The organism is Robinsoniella sp. KNHs210 (assembly GCF_000686105.1).
GTDB classification, from domain to species: domain Bacteria; phylum Bacillota; class Clostridia; order Lachnospirales; family Lachnospiraceae; genus Robinsoniella; species Robinsoniella peoriensis.
On the sequence record NZ_JMLZ01000002.1, the window covers coordinates 5,065,328 to 5,083,590 of the forward strand.

The following is an 18,263-nucleotide window of genomic DNA, read 5'->3' on the forward strand; positions in this document are numbered from 1 at the left end:
GATAAGAATCATGAATAAGAATAGAGTGTTAAAGAAAACATTGGCTGCCGGTCTAGCTGTTATGGTGGCTGGCAGTACCTGCTGTCTGGACGCAGGAGTGGTATATGCTTCCGATAAGGATGCCGGAAAAAAAGATGGTAAACAGGAAACAAAAAAAGTGGAAAACCAGACAGAGGCAAAGCAGGATGTTGATAAAGAAGAAACGGTTTATGTAAAAGCTAAAGCAGATGGAAGTACCGATAAGGTGATTGTCAGCGACTGGCTGAAAAATTCAGGAACGGATGTGGAAATCCAGGATGCCTCAGATCTGCAGAATATTAAAAATGTCAAAGGTGATGAAACATTTAAACAAAATGGCAGCAGCCTTGTCTGGGAAGCGAACGGCAATGATATTTACTACCAGGGAGAGACGGATAAGCCCCTTCCCGTAGAAGTGAAAGTGACATATTATCTGGATGAGAAAGAAATCAGCCCGGATGATCTGGCGGGAAAGAGCGGAAAGGTCAGAATCCATTTTTCTTATATCAATCAAGCTAAAGACGGAGAAGTGTATACGCCATTTACGATGGTGACCGGTATTATTCTTCCGACTGCCAATTTTACCAATGTTCAGGTCACAAACGGAAAGGTAATCTCAGATGGAAGTAAAAATATCGTAATCGGTATGGGATTCCCCGGGCTGTCAGATTCCCTGAAACTAAAGGATACTGACTTTGGAAAAGATATTGACTTGCCGGATTCCTTTGATGTAACGGCAGATGCAACCGATTTTACACTGGCTATGACTGCTACGGTTGCTTCAGCAGATACTCTGTCAGAATTTGGACTGGATAAGACAGACAGCCTTGATGAATTGAAGGATTCTCTGAATGATATGAAATCTGCGTCGGAAAAGCTGGTAAATGGCAGCGGAGATCTTCTGAAAGGAGTAAAGACGTTAAAGGATGCCTGCATAGTTCTGAAAGACGGAACCGGCACCGTAAATGAAAAAATGGGAGAACTGGCTGAAGGAATCGGAACCCTGAACAGTAAAAAGGGAGAACTGATTACCGGGCTGAATACGTTAAATGATGGGATCGAAACTCTGCACACCGGAGCATCTGACCTGAAAAACGGGATTGGTCAGTATACCGGTGGTGTTGGTACACTTAGCAGTGGATTAAGCCAGTATATAAAGGGTGCCAATACACTGTCTGACGGAGCCGTACAATATGTAAATGGAGCAGGAGCCCTTGCAGATGGAACTACCCGGTATGTGAATGGAGCTAAAAAATTAACAGATGGAGCCGCAAAGTATGCAGATGGGGCAGAACAGGTGGCAGCAGGAGCAATTCAGTATGTTGAAGGCTCTAAGAAACTGTCATCCGGAATTTTGGGATATGTGACAGGAGCTGACCAGCTGGCAGCAGGAACCGCACAGTATGTGGCGGGAGCAGGAAAAGTGGAAGAGGGTGCGGCAAAATACGTGGCAGGTGCAACAAACCTTGCTTTAGGTGTTCAGCAGCTGGGGCAAAACGCATCCGGTCTGCCGGACGGAATAACGGGAATTAACGGCGGAATCAAAAGCGCAGGAGAAAATGCGGCTAAGTTATCCGAAAATATGGATACTTTATATCAAAAAAGTGACCAATTGGCGTCGGTATTGGAGTCTATGAGCGGATCAGTAAGCGGATTAGTAAGCGGATCTGGGAATGCTTCAGGAAATCCGGGCAGCCGGACTGATTCCGTGGGAACAGACCAGTCAGGTGCTATCACAAGCCTGCAGTCATCGATTGCCCAAAATGAAGAAGTCCTGCGAACCTTAAATGATGTCAGAAGTAAAATTTCTTCCGTTCCTGAACTTTTAAAGTCACAGTTTAGTGATGCCTATCAAACTTATTCAGGGGCATTGGATGCAAGTATCCAGGAGATAAACTATAGTATTGAATTACAAAAATCAGTCCTGAATTCCCTGGTTGCCCAGCAGAATCAGCAACCGGAAAACCAGAAACAGCCTAACCGGTCAAATGAGACAAACCAGTCAAATCAGCCAAACCAAAGCCAGAGTAATGATATTAACGGCCAGGGCGTCAGCCAGCTGGCGAAGAGTGCCAGAGAACTGGCAAACGGTATTCAGAAAGTATCAGAAGGATCGGAATCTCTGGCAGGGGGATTAGAACAGCTTGGCGGTTTAAGTGGATTGTTGTCTGAGCAGACAAAAGATCTTCCACAGGCTCTAAACGGACTGACAGAAGGCGCTAAAAATCTGACGGCAAACAACCAGGAATTAACGAACGGAATCTCAGAGCTGCAGAAAAATAACAAAGAGCTCCAGGACGGTGCAGCAGCCGTACAGGCGGGAAGTAAAACGGTAAAAGAAGGAACAGCGGAATTAGGTAGCAACGATAAAGCCCTGAAAGACGGTGCTTCAGCTGTATTGGGTGCCGGAAAAGACTTAAGAACCGGAGCAGCAGAATTAAACAAAGCAGATAAAAACCTGAAAGACGGTGCTGCGCGGATTAAACAGGAAGGGAAAAAATTAAAATCCGGAGCTTCCGATCTGGAAAAGGCCGGAAAAACGGTAAAAGAAGGGACGAAAGCTCTGACAGATAAGAGCCAGGATTTAAATACCGGTGCGTCAAAACTGTATGACGGCACCAAACAATTAGCAGAGGGAAGCAGCCGGCTGTCAGCAGGAGCAGCCACACTCAGTGATGGAATCGGAAAGCTTGCAGATGGAAGTACGCAGTTAAAAACAGGAACTGCCGCCTTGGCAAAAGGAGGCACGGATCTGTCTTCTGGTGTTGGCGAATTGTATGATGGTGCCAAAGAATTAAATAAGGGCATGAAAAAGTTTGATAAAGAGGCAGTGGACAAATTAAAAGATACGGTTGACGGGGATATTCAGAGTGTCCTGGACAGATTGGATAAAGTTCTGGATGCCGGAAAGGAGTATAAAACTTTCGCCGGCACTGCGGATGATAAAGAGAGTAGTGTTAAATTTGTGATTGAAACGGCGGGGGTATCAAAGTAGCAGAATGTTACTGTGAAAATATGTATTGCAGATAAGAAGCGGTGAACAGAGTGAGAATGAGGCTGGCTATTGCCAGCCGCATTCTCATTTCCACGTCTAAGATTTTTATTTGTACATAGGATTCTTTATTTTAAGTAATGATTCATAAGTTTATCCTAAAAAAACCTTTTCCCTATTGCTTATTTCATCCACTTTGAGTACAATGTCTTTATGCGTATTAAGAACACATTAAAATTGGTGGCATAATACTAAATTCGCATTAAAATTTTACATAATCATGATAATTTTATATTAAAATTATGCGAAAAGAAAAAAAGATTTTATTAAGACACTTTGGAGGAAAACATGAAGATTATTATTATAGGCTGCGGAAAAGTTGGGGCAACCCTGGCGGAGCAGCTTAGTAAGGAAGAAAACAGTGTAACAGTAATTGACCGCAAATATGATGTGGTGCAGAGTTTATCCAATGAATTTGACGTAATAGGACTGGTGGGGAATGGTGCCAGTTATTTAACCCAGGTAGAGGCGGGAATTGAAGAAGCGGATCTGATGATCGCGGTTACCGGTTCGGATGAACTGAACCTGCTTTGCTGTTTGATTTCGAAAAAGGCAGGTAACTGCCAGACTATAGCCAGAGTAAGAAATCCGGAATACAATCATGAGATTCGGTTTATTAAGGAAGAATTGGGACTTGCAATGGTTATAAATCCCGAGTATGAAGCTGCAATGGAAATTGCACGGGTTATGAGATTTCCATCGGCAATTAAAATTGAGCCCTTTGCAAAAGGCAGGGTGGAATTGCTGAAGTTCAAGATCCGTGAAGGTTCTGTTTTACATAATATGGAGGTAAGGGAAATTACATCAAAGCTGCGATGTAATGTTCTGGTATGTATGGTTGAACGTAAGGACGAAGTCATCATTCCTACCGGTACCTTTGTACTGCATGAAAAAGATATTGTATCGATTGTTGCGCCGCCAAAATTGTCAAATAGTTTCTTTAAACATATTAAGGTTGGAACAAACCGTGCACATACAGCAATGATCGTCGGAGGAGGTTCCATTGCCTATTATCTGGCAAATCAGCTGCTCCGCATGGGAATTGATGTGGAAATTGTGGAAAAAAGCAGGGACAGATGTGAAGTACTCAGTGAGCTGATTCCGAAAGCAACGGTGATTCACGGAGATGGAATCAACCAAAATTTATTGCTGGAAGAGGGACTTGCCCGTATGGATGCATTTATCGCGCTTACCAACCTGGATGAAGTAAACATTGTATTGTCGTTGTTTGCCAGAAGTAAAGGCGAGATGAAGACGGTAACAAAGATCAACAGCATTAATTTTGATGAAGTCATTGATGGGCTGGATCTGGATAGTGTTGTTTATCCCAAATATGTTACGACAGAAAGTATCATCCGTTTCGTCCGGGCAATGAAAAATTCCATAGGCAGTAATGTTGAGACACTGTACCGGCTGGTTGGAAATAAAGTAGAGGCACTGGAGTTTATTATAAAAGATAACGCGCCGCTTCTGAATATTTCATTAGAAGAGCTGGAACTGAAAAATGGTCTTTTAATTGCCTGTATTCATAGAAACGGACAGATTATTATCCCCAAAGGAAAAGATGTAATAAAAATGGGAGATACGGTTGTAATTGTTACTACAAATATGGGGCTGAACGATATCAGCGATATTTTACTAAATTAAAGAAAGGTATAGAGCGTGTACGCTCTTGAGCCGCTGTTAAAGGCGGCCCGGAGGGAACTATGAATTACGCAATGATTAGATACATGTTGGGATATATCTGTTATTTTGAAGCTGTCTTCCTGGCACTCCCATGCATCGTATCTATAATATACAAAGAGAAAAGCGGATTTTCTTTTGCTGCTATTATGCTGTTGTGTGCGGCTATCGGCTTCACCATGACATTTAAGAAACCGAAAGACAGGACCATGTTCGCAAAGGAAGGTCTGGTTATTGTTGCCCTAAGCTGGATTATACTGAGTATTTTAGGTGCCATGCCTTTCGTCATATCAGGGGAAATACCCTCTATGACGGACGCATTTTTTGAAACCGTTTCCGGATTTACCACAACCGGAGCCAGCATATTAACAGAAGTGGAAAGTTTGTCCCAGACAGCATTGTTCTGGCGAAGCTTTACCCATTGGGTAGGGGGGATGGGTGTGCTGGTATTTATACTGGCAATTATCCCTACGAAAAGTGATTCGGGCATTCATCTAATGAGAGCGGAATCACCGGGACCATCTGTTAATAAACTGGTACCTAAGGTTCGGACAACCGCAATGATTTTATATGGCATATATCTGGGAATGACCGTCGTAGAGATTGTATTTCTTTTAATAGGGGGAATGCCATTGTTTGATGCCCTTACCATTGCTTTTGGTACTGCGGGTACCGGTGGTTTTGCCATTAAAAATGACAGCATAAGCAGTTATTCCACTTATTTGCAGGGAATTGTTACGGTTTTCATGATTTTGTTTGGAATTAATTTTCATGTTTACTATCTGTTTTTGGTTAAGCGGCCGAAGGAAGCGCTGCGGACCGGTGAATTATGGGCATATCTTGGAATCATAGGTACGTCCATACTGGTGATTGCTTTTAGTGTCAGGGATATGTTTCCTTCTTTCTTTATGGCATTTCACCAAAGCGCATTCCAGGTAGGATCCATTATCACCACCACCGGTTATGCCACGGTAGATTATGAGACCTGGCCGGAAATAGCACGGACGATACTGGTGCTGTTAATGTTTATTGGTGCCTGTGCAGGCAGTACCGGAGGGGGAATTAAAGTATCCCGTATAATCCTTTTATTTAAAGGGGTAAAAAAGGAGATTACAATGATTTCCCATCCAAGGAGCATCAAGAAAGTTAAAATAGATGGAAGGCTGGTCGAACATGATGTTGTACGTTCTGTAAATGCATTCCTTGTCATCTATGCAGTTATTTTTGTAATCTCCCTGATGATCATTTCCCTGGATAATATGGATATGACCACAAACTTTACCGCAATCGCGGCAACCTTAAACAATGTAGGTCCCGGACTGGGTGTAGTAGGTCCTACCGGAAATTATGCGGCTTTTTCCGATCTGTCTAAGCTTGTGATGTCTTTTGATATGCTGGCGGGAAGACTGGAACTGCTGCCGATGCTGATTTTATTTGTTCCATCTACGTGGAGGTAGCGCTCTGCATCCTCAAACAGACTCTGACTACGTGGAGGTAGCGTTATGCATTCTCAAACAGACTCTGATATTGTGACTTTGTAACTAATACTCAATCCAGCCAGTAGCGAGAAAAAGGAACTTTATCTTGTGAATAATATAGCACCATGGTATAATTATTATATCTCCAAACTCCAAAGGGCAGCACCTGAGGGGAAAGGGCCATGAAGACAAAGTCATTAATTTAGGCAAAATGAAAACACTGGCGGAACAGCAGTTTCCGGCAGTGTATATTTGTTAAACATGCTCTATAGCCGGTGCTGTAATTAGTACCGGCTTTTTTGTGTGGAAAGGAAGTGAAATATGGATACAAGGATTGCAGTAATTGCAATTATAGTAGAAGACAACCGGGCGGCAGAGGAAGTGAATCATCTGCTCCACCAATATGCAGAATATGTGGTGGGAAGGATGGGGGTACCTTACCGTCCGAAAGAAGTTTCAATTATCAGTGTTATCCTGGATGCTCCGCAGGATGCGATCAGTGCACTGTCTGGTAAACTGGGAATGCTAAGCGGTGTCAGTACCAAGACCGTTTACTCAAAAGTCTGATTAGGGAGGTGTTAAAAAAATATATGGAACATAGAAAAATTTGCAAAGAATATATTGACCGGCTCGCTGTCTGTCAGGTTCTTAGTGCGGAAGAATTCACCTATCTGATTCTGAATTATGATCAGGAGGTCAGTGACTACCTTTTTGAAAAGGCGAGACAGGTCAGAACCAGATATTACAACCACGATGTCTATATCCGGGGACTGATTGAATTTACCAATTACTGCAGGAACGACTGCTATTACTGCGGTATCCGAAGCGGCAATAAGAAGGCCATTCGTTACAGATTGAGTAAAGATGAAATTTTAGGCTGCTGTGAAACGGGATATCTGCTGGGATTTCGTACGTTTGTATTGCAGGGCGGTGAAGATGGCTACTATACCGATGAACGGATGGCGGATATCATAAGAAGTATACGTGATAAGTATCCGGATTGTGCCATCACACTGTCTGTGGGAGAAAAATCTTATGAGACCTACAAATTGTTCTTTGATGCAGGGGCGGACCGTTATCTGCTGCGTCATGAGACGGCAAATGAAGAACATTATGCCAGACTGCACCCGGCAAAGTTATCCGGAGCGGCACGAAAGAATTGTCTGTATGATCTGAAAAAGATTGGGTATCAGGTGGGAAGTGGATTCATGGTAGGATCCCCCTGTCAGACTGCCAGGAATCTGGTGGAGGATCTGTTATTCCTAAAAGAATTGCAGCCGCAGATGGTAGGAATCGGACCGTTTATTTCCCATCACGATACACCTTTTGCCAAAGAAAAAAGCGGAACGCTGGAATTAACTCTTTTTATGCTGGGACTTTTGCGGCTGATGCTGCCAAAGGCATTACTGCCCTCAACCACAGCGCTTGGGACGATTCATCCAAAAGGCAGGGAACTGGGCATTCTGGCAGGTGCCAATGTGGTGATGCCGAATCTGTCACCACAGGGCGTTCGGGATAAATACCTCCTTTATGACAATAAGATCTGTACCGGAGATGAAGCGGCTGAATGCAGACAGTGCATGGAGCGCAGGATGCGTTCTATCGGGTATGAAGTAGTTGTATCCAGAGGGGACAATGTGGATTTCAGGTAACTTGACGTTTCATGGAATAAAATCATAGAAAATACGAGAGAAGGTAAAATTATGTATGATATAAAATCTTTAAAAGCAGAAGAATTTATCAGCCATCAGGAAATTTTAGACACGCTGGCTTACGCAGAGGCAAATAAGCATAATGAAAAACTGATAAGCGAAGTGATTGAAAAAGCGAAACTGAGAAAAGGCCTTACCCATCGGGAAGCCATTCTTCTTCTGGACTGTGATATAGAAGAAAAGAATCAGGAAATTTATGCGTTGGCGGAACAGATTAAAAAAGATTTTTATGGCAACCGTATTGTTATGTTTGCGCCGCTGTATCTGTCAAATTATTGTGTGAATGGTTGTGTTTACTGTCCATACCATGCGAAGAATAAACATATTGCTAGAAAACAGCTGTCACAGGAAGAAATTGTGAAAGAAGTTGTGGCACTGCAGGATATGGGACATAAGCGTCTGGCATTGGAAACGGGGGAAGATCCGGTAAACTGTCCCATAGAATATGTGCTGGAAAGCATTAAAACAATTTACAGTATCAAACATAAAAACGGAGAAATCCGCCGTGTGAATGTTAACATTGCTGCTACGACCGTGGAAAATTACCGGAAATTAAAAGATGCGGGAATTGGAACTTATATATTATTTCAGGAGACTTATCATAAAGAAAGTTACGAAAAACTGCATCCCACAGGTCCAAAACATAATTATACTTATCATACGGAGGCTATGGATCGTGCAATGGAGGGCGGTATTGATGACGTTGGGATCGGTGTGCTCTTTGGGCTCGAACTGTTTCGCTATGAGTTTGTAGGATTGTTAATGCATGCGGAACATCTGGAAGCTGTGCATGGGGTTGGACCGCATACCATCAGTGTGCCCAGAATCCGTCATGCAGATGATATTGACCCGAATGCATTTGATAATGGTATTGATGACGAAACCTTTGCCAAACTAGTTGCCTGTATTAGGATCAGCGTGCCTTATACCGGCATGATTGTCTCCACCAGAGAGAGCCAGAAATGCAGGGAAAAAGTATTGCATCTGGGAATTTCTCAGGTCAGCGGCGGATCCAGAACAAGTGTAGGCGGTTATGACCACCCGGAAGAAGAAGACGATAATTCATCCCAGTTTGATGTGAGTGATAATCGTACTTTGGATGAGGTCGTAAACTGGCTTATGAGGTTAGGGTACATACCGAGCTTCTGTACAGCCTGTTATAGAGAGGGAAGAACCGGCGACAGGTTTATGAGCCTGTGTAAGAGTGGTCAGATACTGAACTGCTGTCATCCAAACGCACTTATGACTCTGAAAGAGTATCTGCTGGATTATGCATCGGAAGACACAAGGAGGATTGGTTATGAGCTGATCAAAAATGAAATTGGAAATGTTCCAAAGGAAAAGATCCGGGAAATCTTATGCCGGAATCTGGAGGAAATAGAAGAAGGAAAACGAGACTTCAGGTTTTGATGAGATTAAGTTCGTTAGATAAAGATTAGGATTAAGTTCGTTAGATAAAGATTGGGATTAAGCTCGTTAGATAAAGATTAGGATTAAGCTATTTAGATAAAGTTAGGAGGACACATATGGGATTAAACAGTACACCTTCGGCTGACCGGGTGCATATTGGGATTTTTGGGAGAAGAAATGCAGGAAAATCCAGTGTCATTAATGGGATCACCGGCCAGAGCCTGGCAATAGTATCGGATGTAAAAGGAACGACGACGGATCCGGTGTCAAAGGCAATGGAACTGCTTCCCCTGGGACCGGTAGTAATGATTGATACACCTGGGATCGATGATGAAGGGGAGCTTGGCGCTTTGCGTGTACAAAAAAGTTATCAGGTCCTGAACAAAACAGATATTGCCGTTTTGGTGGTGGATGCATCCCTTGGAATGACCAGCCAGGATTATGCGCTGGTGAAAAAGATCGAAGAGAAACAGATTGCTTATGTAGTAGTTTTTAATAAGTCAGAGAGTCTATCGGAAGACGAGATAAATAAATTATGCCTGGGGCGTCCCAATTATATAGCAGTCAGTGCAGTTACCGGACAAAATATTTATAAGCTAAAAGAACTGATCGCAAGCCAGGCACCTCATGATAAGCCGGAAATTCCTATTGTGCAGGATTTGCTGGATCCTCTTGACATGGTAGTGCTGGTAGTACCTGTAGATAAAGCGGCTCCAAAGGGCCGGCTGATTCTGCCGCAGCAGCAGACAATTCGGGATATCCTGGAGGCAAGGGCATCTGCGTTGGTGGTACAGGATGTGGATCTGGCCAAAACCCTTAAGAAACTGGCACAGCCCCCAAAACTTGTAATAACTGACAGCCAGGCCTTCAAACAGGCTGACAAAGAAACACCCCGGGATATTCTGCTCACTTCATTTTCCATTCTTTTTGCAAGGCATAAAGGAAATCTGAAGACTTTGGTGGAAGGGGTGGCAGCGTTAGAGAATCTAAAAGATGGAGACACTATATTAATTTCGGAGGGATGTACCCACCATCGACAGTGCAATGACATCGGAACCGTTAAGATTCCCGCCTGGCTGAAAGAATACACGAAAGCAGCAATTAATCTGGAGTTTACAAGCGGAGTGGAATTTCCTTCTGATTTATCGAAATACAAATTGATTATTCACTGCGGCGGCTGTACTCTGAATGAACGGGAGATGAAGTACCGGATACAATGTGCCAAAGATGCCAATGTACCGATTACAAACTATGGGATGTTTATTGCCCAGGTGCAGGGGATCTTGAAGAGGAGCCTGGAGATATTCCCTTTTATTTATGAGAAGATAAACTGATGAAGCTAAAATTTGGGTTTTGCTGAGGAAGGGGACGCTTTGTAGATTGAAGTAGTGCGCGGAAAGAGAAGGGGGCGGACCATGGCAGGCGTTTGGAAGGCTTACCGCAGAACTGGCATTTTCTAACCTTCCCGAAGCGCTTTTTGGCGGCACGCGGGCATTCGCTGCGAAATCCTGATGCATTTCGCAGCTCACTGCCCGCTTAGTATCCGATGGGAGCCAGTCGAATACTATCCGCCAAAAAACACTCCGGTAAGGTAAGTAAATGCTCAGATCTGCTATACGCCTACCAAACGCCTGCCATGGTCCGCCCCCTTCTCTTTCCGGGATGCAGTTTATTGATACAAAGCTGGTTTTCTCAGCGTGGTGGGGCCCCGGGGTTGTGGCATGCTGTACGCTATTGGCATAGAACACTTAAAAACCAATAAACCAATAAACCAGCTGGATGTTATCACTCTGTACTGTCTCTAAATTCTACTAAAGTATATTTGTGGTTATAGTACCTACATCCAGTTAAGTCTGTGATCAGGAAAGCAGGTGAAATTTCGTCTTATCACATCTTTCACACTGAACTGCCGTAACACACTCTGCTGCATCCAAAAACGAACAGACCGTCACAACCCAAGGGTCTCCACCCAGCTGAGAAAACCAGCTTTGTGTCAACAGCCTGGATCTCGGAAAGATGGGTGTGAGAAACTGGTATGGGCGGAGGAAGCGTAGAGCAGAGCTGAGTATTTACTTACCTTTTCGAAGTGTTTTTTGGCGGATAGTATTCGACTGGCTCCCATCGGATACTAAGCGGGTACTGAACCGAGAAATGCATCAGGATTTCTCGGTGAATACCCGCGTGCCGCCAAAAAGCGCTTCGGAAAGGTTAGAAAATACCAGTTCTGCGGCCAGCTGACGGAGCCCATGCCAGTTTCCCACACCCATCTTTCCGTACACTACCTACATCTACAAAGCGTCATTCCTCAGCTAAACCCAAATTTATCATGTACGCTCCAAGTTGCACCTTGATGTTTCCCCAACTTAGCAGTACAATAAAAGCAATGCAAATTATCAAGGAGGTACATCATGTACAGAGAACAAATTGACGCATATATTGATGCACATAAGGAACAACTGATTGACGATGTGATGAAGCTTGTCAGAATTGACAGCCAGAGAACACAGGAGGAACCGGGAAAACCATATGGGGAAGGGCCGGCAGAAGTACTGGAAGCTGCAAAAGAACTGATGGATTCTTATGGATTTGCAGTCAGGAATTATGAAAATCGTGTTGTGACCGGGGATTTTAATGAAAAAGAGAAACAGCTTGATATTCTGGCACATTTAGATGTGGTACCGGTGACAAAAGACTGGACTGTTACAGAACCGTTTAAGCCGGTGATCAGAGATGGAAAAATATACGGAAGAGGTACGGCAGATGATAAGGGACCGGCAATGGCAGCCTTATATGCCATGAAGGCTATCAAAGATCTTGGGATTGAACTGGATTATAATGTACGGTTGATTCTGGGATCGGATGAGGAGTGTGGTTCTTCTGATCTGGTGTACTATTATGGAATTGAAAAAGAGGCACCCATGAGTTTTACCCCGGATGCAGATTATCCGGTAATTAATATTGAGAAAGGGCATTTTTCGAAAAAATTTCATGCTGCCTTTGAAGACTGTGAAGCTTTGCCCAAGATTGTGAAAATCCAGGGCGGAGATAAGGTAAATGTAGTTCCTGCAAATGCAAAAGCGGTTATATTGGGATTAGAGGAACAGGCGGCGTTAGATGCAGCGAAAAAGGCAGAAAATGAGACAAAGGTTAAGTTTACCGTTACGAAAAACCAAGAAGAGATTGTGATAACTGCTAAGGGTGTAGCAGGACATGCCTCCACGCCAGAGGTTGGAAACAGTGCATTGACTGCGCTGCTGCAGCTGCTGGCGGGACTTGAAGCAGCACCCAGCCAGGGATTTGACAGAATCAGGGCTTTGGCAGAGCTCTTTCCTCATAATGACTATTATGGAAAGGGCATGGGAGTTGATATGGAAGATGAAATATCCGGAAAGCTCACCATGAACCTGGGTGTATTTCAATATTCTCCAACAAGCTTAAGCGGACAGTTTGACAGTCGTGTACCAATTTGCGGTACAGAAGAAAATGTTACAAGGGTTGGGAAAAAGAATATGGAAGAAGCAGGGCTTACAATGGAAGAGGGACCGATGACCCCGCCTCATCATGTTCCAGGTGATTCCGTATTTGTTCAGACGCTGCTTGAGAGCTATGAGACTTATACCGGAATAAAAGGAAAACCATTGGCAATCGGCGGAGGTACTTACGTTCACGGGCTCGAGCGTGGTGTTGCATTTGGCTGCATGGTACCGGAAGTGGATAACCATATGCATGGGGATGATGAGTTTATGGAAATCGACATGCTGGTCATGAGTACGAAAATTTTTGCAGATGTCATTGTAAAGCTCTGTAAAAAATAAAATAGGAACAGGCAGGACATTATGGATTACACAGGAATTGTGACGGCGCTGGTAAAGTTATTTATTTTAATTGCATTAGGGTATTATCTGAAGAAAAAATACATTCTGGACGAGAGGACAACCTCGAAGCTGACAACACTGATTCTTCGTTTTGCATGTCCTGCGCTTATTATTAGTTCGGTAAGTACCGGACAGATCGGTGATAAAGGGGTTGTTATTAAAATATTCCTGGCAGGGGCGTGCTTATACGCCCTATTGCCGGTTTTTTCTTATTTTGCAGTGAAGCTGCTTCGGGTGCAGAAGGAAAAAGAAGGTATTTTCAGGACACTTTTGATTTTTTCCAATACATCTTTTATGGCATTTCCCATTTTAGATGCGCTTTATGGTAAAAGCGCAATTTTTTACTGCACCGTAGTACATATGTTTTTTAATATTCTTATCTATACCTATGGGATTCGCCTGATTACAGGAGAACGGATGAAAAAAGGCGGATTCCATATAAAAAAGATTTTGAATCCCGGGGTTGTGGCAAGTTTCCTGGCATTGGTTATTTTTCTCCTGGATATCCCCGTACCGGGGGTTATTGGAGAGACATTAGGCACCATCGGATCCATTACCACACCACTCTCGATGATGATTCTGGGAAGTCTGCTGGCGGGTTATTCTATGAGGGAGATTTTTTCGGAAAAGAAGCTGTACGGAATTGTACTGATAAAACTGCTGGTTTACCCTCTATTGTGCCTGCCCATTGCCCGCTTTTTGTTTCCGGATCCGGTAATTGCAGCAAGTATCATATTGTCCATAGGTATGCCTACAGCATCCATGGTTGTAATGTTCTCAGAGCAATATCAAAAAGATGTAAAAACAGCGTCGTCCGGTGTGATTTTGACTACGGTTTGTTCTCTAATCACAATCCCTGTTATTTATATTTTCTTTCTAAATTAAAGCGTGTTTGAAAATTCATTCCAGCCATCTGCACGCCCCGTTTTGTGTGGGATTTGCTCCGGGAATAGTCAGCACAGCCATCTGCGCCTCGTATTTGCAGAACAAATTACCTAAAAGTGTGATGAGCAGCTGTTGGAAAGCAATTTTCAAACATGTTATAAGAATTTTGGGTTTTGATGACGGATTAATTCCCATACGATTTGCTATGTGTTAAAAAATATACAATAAATATCCCCCACACGGGCTTGTGGGGGGTATTTTTTACTGATATACTCTCGTTACATGATGCAAAATACGTATCAGATTTTGTCGTTTCTGTCGGTTATGATCGCTTTTGCGGGAATGAATTATCAAATACGCTTTAAGACAGTTACGGTTACACATAAACACAACGGGAGGAAAAAAATGAAGAAAAGAATTGTCAGTATCGTATGTGCATGCTGCATGGTAATCGGGCTTACAGCCGGATGCGGTGCATCTGGTAACGGAAATGAAACCAATGCCCAGATAAGTGCCAAAACAGAAAGTTCAAGTGAAGCAAAAACAGAGAATGAAACAAAGCCTGAAAATGAAACAAAGGCGCTGTCAGAGTCAGCAAAGGGATCAGAAGCCGCGGAAACTGTGGCAGACAGCAAGGATTCAGTTGTAGTGACCATGCCCACAACATCGGAACCAGAGTCTGGTTTTGACCCGGCATATGGCTGGGGAGCAGGCGAACATGTACATGAGCCATTGATTCAGAGCACATTGACGGTTACAACTACGGATTTGAAAATAGACAAAGATCTTGCTACGGATTACTCAGCCAGTGAAGATGGATTGACCTGGACCGTAAAAATACGTGATGATGTAAAGTTTACAGATGGCGAGAAGCTTACAGCGAAGGATGTTGCATTTACATATAATAATGTTAAAGAAAAAAGTTCCGTTAACGATTTTACCATGTTAAAAGAGGCGGTTGCGGTAGATGATACAACGGTAGAATTCCATATGGAAAAGCCATTTTCAATCTGGCCTTACACCATGGCGATCGTGGGAATTGTTCCGGAACATGCTTATAATGAAAATTACGGACAGAATCCAATCGGATCCGGACGCTATATTATGAAGCAGTGGGACAAAGGTCAGCAGGTGATCTTTGAGGCTAATCCGGATTACTATGGAGAGGCACCGAAGATTAAGAAGGTAACGGTTTTATTTATGGAAGAAGAAGCAGCACTTGCAGCAGCTCAGGCGGGACAGGTAGATGTGGCTCATACGGCAGCTTCCTATGCAGACCAGCAGATCAGCGGATATAATCTGTTGTCGGTGGCAAGCGTGGATAACAGAGGTTTTAATCTGCCAACGACGAAACCGGAAGAAAAAGACGGTGTAACTTACGGAAGTGATGTGACATCTGATATTGCAATTAGAAAAGCGATAAATATCGGTATTGACCGGGATGAGATGATTCAGAATGTATTAAATGGTTACGGTACACCGGCATACAGCGTATGTGATAAAATGCCATGGTATAATGCGGATTCCCAGGTGCAGTACGATCTGGAAGGTGCAAAGAAAATTCTGGATGACGCCGGCTGGAAAGAAGGCAGTGACGGAATCCGTGAAAAGGATGGTGTCCGTGCTGCATTTACGTTAATGTACAGTACCGGAGATTCCGTGCGTCAGGCATTAGCAGAGGATACTAAGAATCAGCTGAAAGAATTGGGCATGGATATAACTACCGAAGGAGTAGGCTGGGATGTCGCTTATGACAGAGCACAGTCAGAGCCTCTTGTATGGGGATGGGGCGCACATACGCCGATGGAACTTTACAATATCTACCATTCTATGCCGGATACCGGACTTGCACAGTATTCACCATATGCAAATGAAAAGGTAGACAAGTATATGGATGAAGCTTTAGAAGCATCCAGTCTGGAAGATTCCTACGAACTGTGGCAGAAAGCTCAGTGGGATGGAACGGATGGAATTACCCAGGAAGGTGATATACCGTGGATCTGGTTATGCAACGTAGATCACCTTTACTTTGTAAGAGATGGATTAAAGGTAGCAGATCAGAAAATTCATCCTCACGGACATGGATGGTCCATCGTAAATAATGTTGACCAGTGGAGCTGGCAATAATTCAGAAAAATAAAATAAGCAGTTAAAAGGTTGGCCTGCCAATCCGGAAAATATTTCCGGATTTACAGGACAACCTTTGGTGCATTTTGAAAGGACTAAAGATTTGAAGGGGAATTGTTTATTTATAGGTAAAAATTTGATACGGATGATCTTGCTTCTGGTTGCGGTAAGCATCGTTGCATTTGCGTTAATCAGCGCCTCGCCTATTGATCCTCTCCAGGCAAATGTAGGGCAGGCGGCACTTGGAAGCATGAGCCAGGAACAGATTGCAAAACTACAGGAGTACTGGGGTGTAGGCCAGCCTCCGGTAGAACGGTACCTTTCCTGGGCAAAAGATTTTGTCAGAGGTGATATGGGAACCTCTCTTTTATACCGGCAGAGCGTAGCGGATGTTATTGGGGTGAAGCTGGGAAATTCTTTATTTCTAATGATTATGGCATGGGTTATTTCAGGTGTTCTTGGTTTCTTTTTAGGGGTTGTTGCAGGAATGAACAGAGGAAAGGCAGTGGATAAAATAATCAAAGGATATTCACTGATTGTCGCCAGTACACCTGCTTTCTGGCTGGCATTGGTATTGCTGATGATATTCGGCGTCTGGCTGAAAGTACTGCCCATCGGATTAAGTGTTCCCATTGGAGTAGAAGCAAGCGGGGTTACCTTCCTGGACAGAATACAGCATGCAATTCTGCCGGCAGTTACTTTAAGTATTACCGGTATTTCCAATATAGCTCTGCATACCAGGGAAAAAATGATCGATGTTTGTGAAAGTGATTATGTGTTATTTGCAAGAGCCAGAGGAGAAAGCAATTTCAGTATCTTCAGATATCACGGATTCCGCAATGTTATACTGCCGGCAATTACGCTTCAGTTTGCAGCCATCAGTGAAATTTTCGGAGGTTCTGTTCTGGTAGAACAGGTATTTTCCTATCCGGGACTTGGACAGGCGGCCGTTACGGCGGGACTTGGAAGTGATGTTCCCCTTCTGATGGGGATTGCCGTGATTAGTGCTCTCTTTGTGTTTGGAGGAAACTTTATTGCAAATGTACTATACACGGTGATTGACCCCAGAATTAGGAAAGGGGGTCGAAAATAATGGAGACAGCAATGACTTATGGAAGTAAGAGGAGAATCAACCAGAGAAAGATGACGCTGATTATTTTTGTGGCAGCGGTAACTTTTCTGGTGGCAGTGGCTGTGGGAGGAATTTTCTGCGGGGAGGCTGCGCAGGAAACAGACTTTTCCAGAAAAAATATGATGCCCGGATTTCAGTATCTGTTTGGCACAGACTGGCTTGGCAGGGATATGTTTGTCCGTACAATAAAGGGGTTGTCTATGAGTATCCTGATTGGTGTCTGTGCGGCTTCGGTAAGTGCTTTTGTGGCATTGGTACTTGGCATAGCGGCGGCCACCCTTGGAAGAAAAGTAGATGCGGTAATCACCTGGTTTATTGACTTAATCATGGGAATTCCACATATGCTGCTTCTTATCCTGATCTGCGTTGCCCTGGGGAAAGGATTAACCGGCGTAATTGTAGGGGTGGCCCTGACCCACTGGACTTCCCTAGCCCGGGTAATACGTGCGGAGGTTATGCAGCTAAAAGAAAGCCAGTATATTAAAATAGCTGAAAAACTGGGACACAGTAAATTTAAAATCGCAGTGAAACATATGCTGCCGCACCTGGTACCACAGTTTCTGGTAGGATTAATTCTTTTATTTCCACATGCAATACTGCATGAATCCAGCATTACCTTTCTTGGATTTGGACTGTCAAACGAACAGCCGGCAATCGGAATTATTTTATCAGAAAGTATGAAGTATCTGGTTACGGGAAAATGGTGGCTTGCTCTGTTTCCCGGAGCTATGCTGGTCTTAACAGTAGTACTGTTTGATGTGGCGGGAGAGAGCCTTAGAAAAATAATAGATCCGGCAAGTGCACAGGAATAGCAGAAATAAATCCTGTGGATGCACAAAGTAAATGGTTGAGAGAAATTTTTATGATGAAAGGAAGCCGCACTGTGCTTCT

General features: G+C 43.6%; 14 protein-coding genes. 12 read left to right on the forward strand and 2 right to left on the reverse strand.

All coding sequences use genetic code 11. The features are described from left to right. Positions 1 to 10: 10 nt before the first annotated feature. From CD03_RS36600 to hydF, 7 genes are all read left to right on the forward strand, one after another. On the forward strand, positions 11 to 3,013 hold the full coding sequence (locus tag CD03_RS36600; RefSeq protein WP_052378029.1) for a hypothetical protein: 3,003 nt from the start codon (positions 11 to 13) through the stop codon (positions 3,011 to 3,013). 345 nt (positions 3,014 to 3,358) lie between these two features. Then, positions 3,359 to 4,717 (forward strand): Trk system potassium transporter TrkA, encoded by a 1,359-nt coding sequence (trkA, locus tag CD03_RS0128705; RefSeq protein ID WP_027296555.1) that lies wholly within the window; start codon positions 3,359 to 3,361, stop codon positions 4,715 to 4,717. 59 nt (positions 4,718 to 4,776) lie between these two features. Then, positions 4,777 to 6,210 carry a TrkH family potassium uptake protein gene (locus tag CD03_RS0128710; protein WP_027296556.1) on the forward strand — a complete coding sequence of 478 codons (1,434 nt, stop codon included), beginning with the start codon at positions 4,777 to 4,779 and terminating at the stop codon, positions 6,208 to 6,210. 342 nt (positions 6,211 to 6,552) lie between these two features. After that, on the forward strand, positions 6,553 to 6,798 hold the full coding sequence (locus tag CD03_RS0128715) for a TM1266 family iron-only hydrogenase system putative regulator (protein WP_027296557.1): 246 nt from the start codon (positions 6,553 to 6,555) through the stop codon (positions 6,796 to 6,798). A 23-nt stretch (positions 6,799 to 6,821) separates the two neighbouring features. Next, entirely contained in the window at positions 6,822 to 7,883 is a 1,062-nt protein-coding gene (gene hydE / locus CD03_RS0128720) for a [FeFe] hydrogenase H-cluster radical SAM maturase HydE (RefSeq protein WP_027296558.1), read from the forward strand. A 51-nt stretch (positions 7,884 to 7,934) separates the two neighbouring features. Next, the gene (gene hydG, locus CD03_RS0128725; RefSeq protein WP_044289739.1) at positions 7,935 to 9,353 is read left to right on the forward strand and encodes a [FeFe] hydrogenase H-cluster radical SAM maturase HydG; all 1,419 of its coding nucleotides are present in this window, start codon (positions 7,935 to 7,937) and stop codon (positions 9,351 to 9,353) included. A gap of 116 nt (positions 9,354 to 9,469) precedes the next feature. After that, on the forward strand, positions 9,470 to 10,687 hold the full coding sequence (gene hydF / locus CD03_RS0128730; protein WP_027296560.1) for a [FeFe] hydrogenase H-cluster maturation GTPase HydF: 1,218 nt from the start codon (positions 9,470 to 9,472) through the stop codon (positions 10,685 to 10,687). An 822-nt stretch (positions 10,688 to 11,509) separates the two neighbouring features. Here the strand turns inward: hydF and CD03_RS39075 are convergent. Continuing rightward, positions 11,510 to 11,632 (reverse strand): hypothetical protein, encoded by a 123-nt coding sequence (locus tag CD03_RS39075; protein ID WP_255348045.1) that lies wholly within the window; start codon positions 11,630 to 11,632, stop codon positions 11,510 to 11,512. A 129-nt stretch (positions 11,633 to 11,761) separates the two neighbouring features. On the opposite strand from CD03_RS39075, the gene CD03_RS0128740 reads away from it, so the two are divergent. Next, positions 11,762 to 13,168, forward strand: coding sequence for a Sapep family Mn(2+)-dependent dipeptidase (locus CD03_RS0128740; RefSeq protein WP_027296561.1), 1,407 nt, complete (start codon positions 11,762 to 11,764; stop codon positions 13,166 to 13,168). Between the two features lie 21 nt (positions 13,169 to 13,189). Continuing rightward, complete coding sequence (locus tag CD03_RS0128745) at positions 13,190 to 14,113, forward strand: AEC family transporter (protein WP_027296562.1); 924 nt, start codon at positions 13,190 to 13,192, stop codon at positions 14,111 to 14,113. Here the strand turns inward: CD03_RS0128745 and CD03_RS40245 are convergent. Beyond that, positions 14,088 to 14,213, reverse strand: coding sequence for a DUF6783 domain-containing protein (locus CD03_RS40245; RefSeq protein WP_395014915.1), 126 nt, complete (start codon positions 14,211 to 14,213; stop codon positions 14,088 to 14,090). The two genes, CD03_RS0128745 and CD03_RS40245, sit on opposite strands and share 26 nt — an antisense overlap. A 305-nt stretch (positions 14,214 to 14,518) precedes the next feature. On the opposite strand from CD03_RS40245, the gene CD03_RS0128755 reads away from it, so the two are divergent. The 3 genes from CD03_RS0128755 (at position 14,519) to CD03_RS0128765 (ending at position 18,184) form a co-directional block, all read left to right on the forward strand. Then, on the forward strand, positions 14,519 to 16,240 hold the full coding sequence (locus CD03_RS0128755) for an ABC transporter substrate-binding protein (RefSeq protein ID WP_027296564.1): 1,722 nt from the start codon (positions 14,519 to 14,521) through the stop codon (positions 16,238 to 16,240). Between the two features lie 145 nt (positions 16,241 to 16,385). Then, complete coding sequence (locus CD03_RS0128760; protein WP_156043089.1) at positions 16,386 to 17,333, forward strand: ABC transporter permease; 948 nt, start codon at positions 16,386 to 16,388, stop codon at positions 17,331 to 17,333. Continuing rightward, entirely contained in the window at positions 17,333 to 18,184 is an 852-nt protein-coding gene (locus CD03_RS0128765; RefSeq protein ID WP_176731068.1) for an ABC transporter permease, read from the forward strand. The genes CD03_RS0128760 and CD03_RS0128765 overlap by 1 nt, the downstream gene beginning before the upstream one ends. Positions 18,185 to 18,263 lie beyond the last annotated feature (79 nt).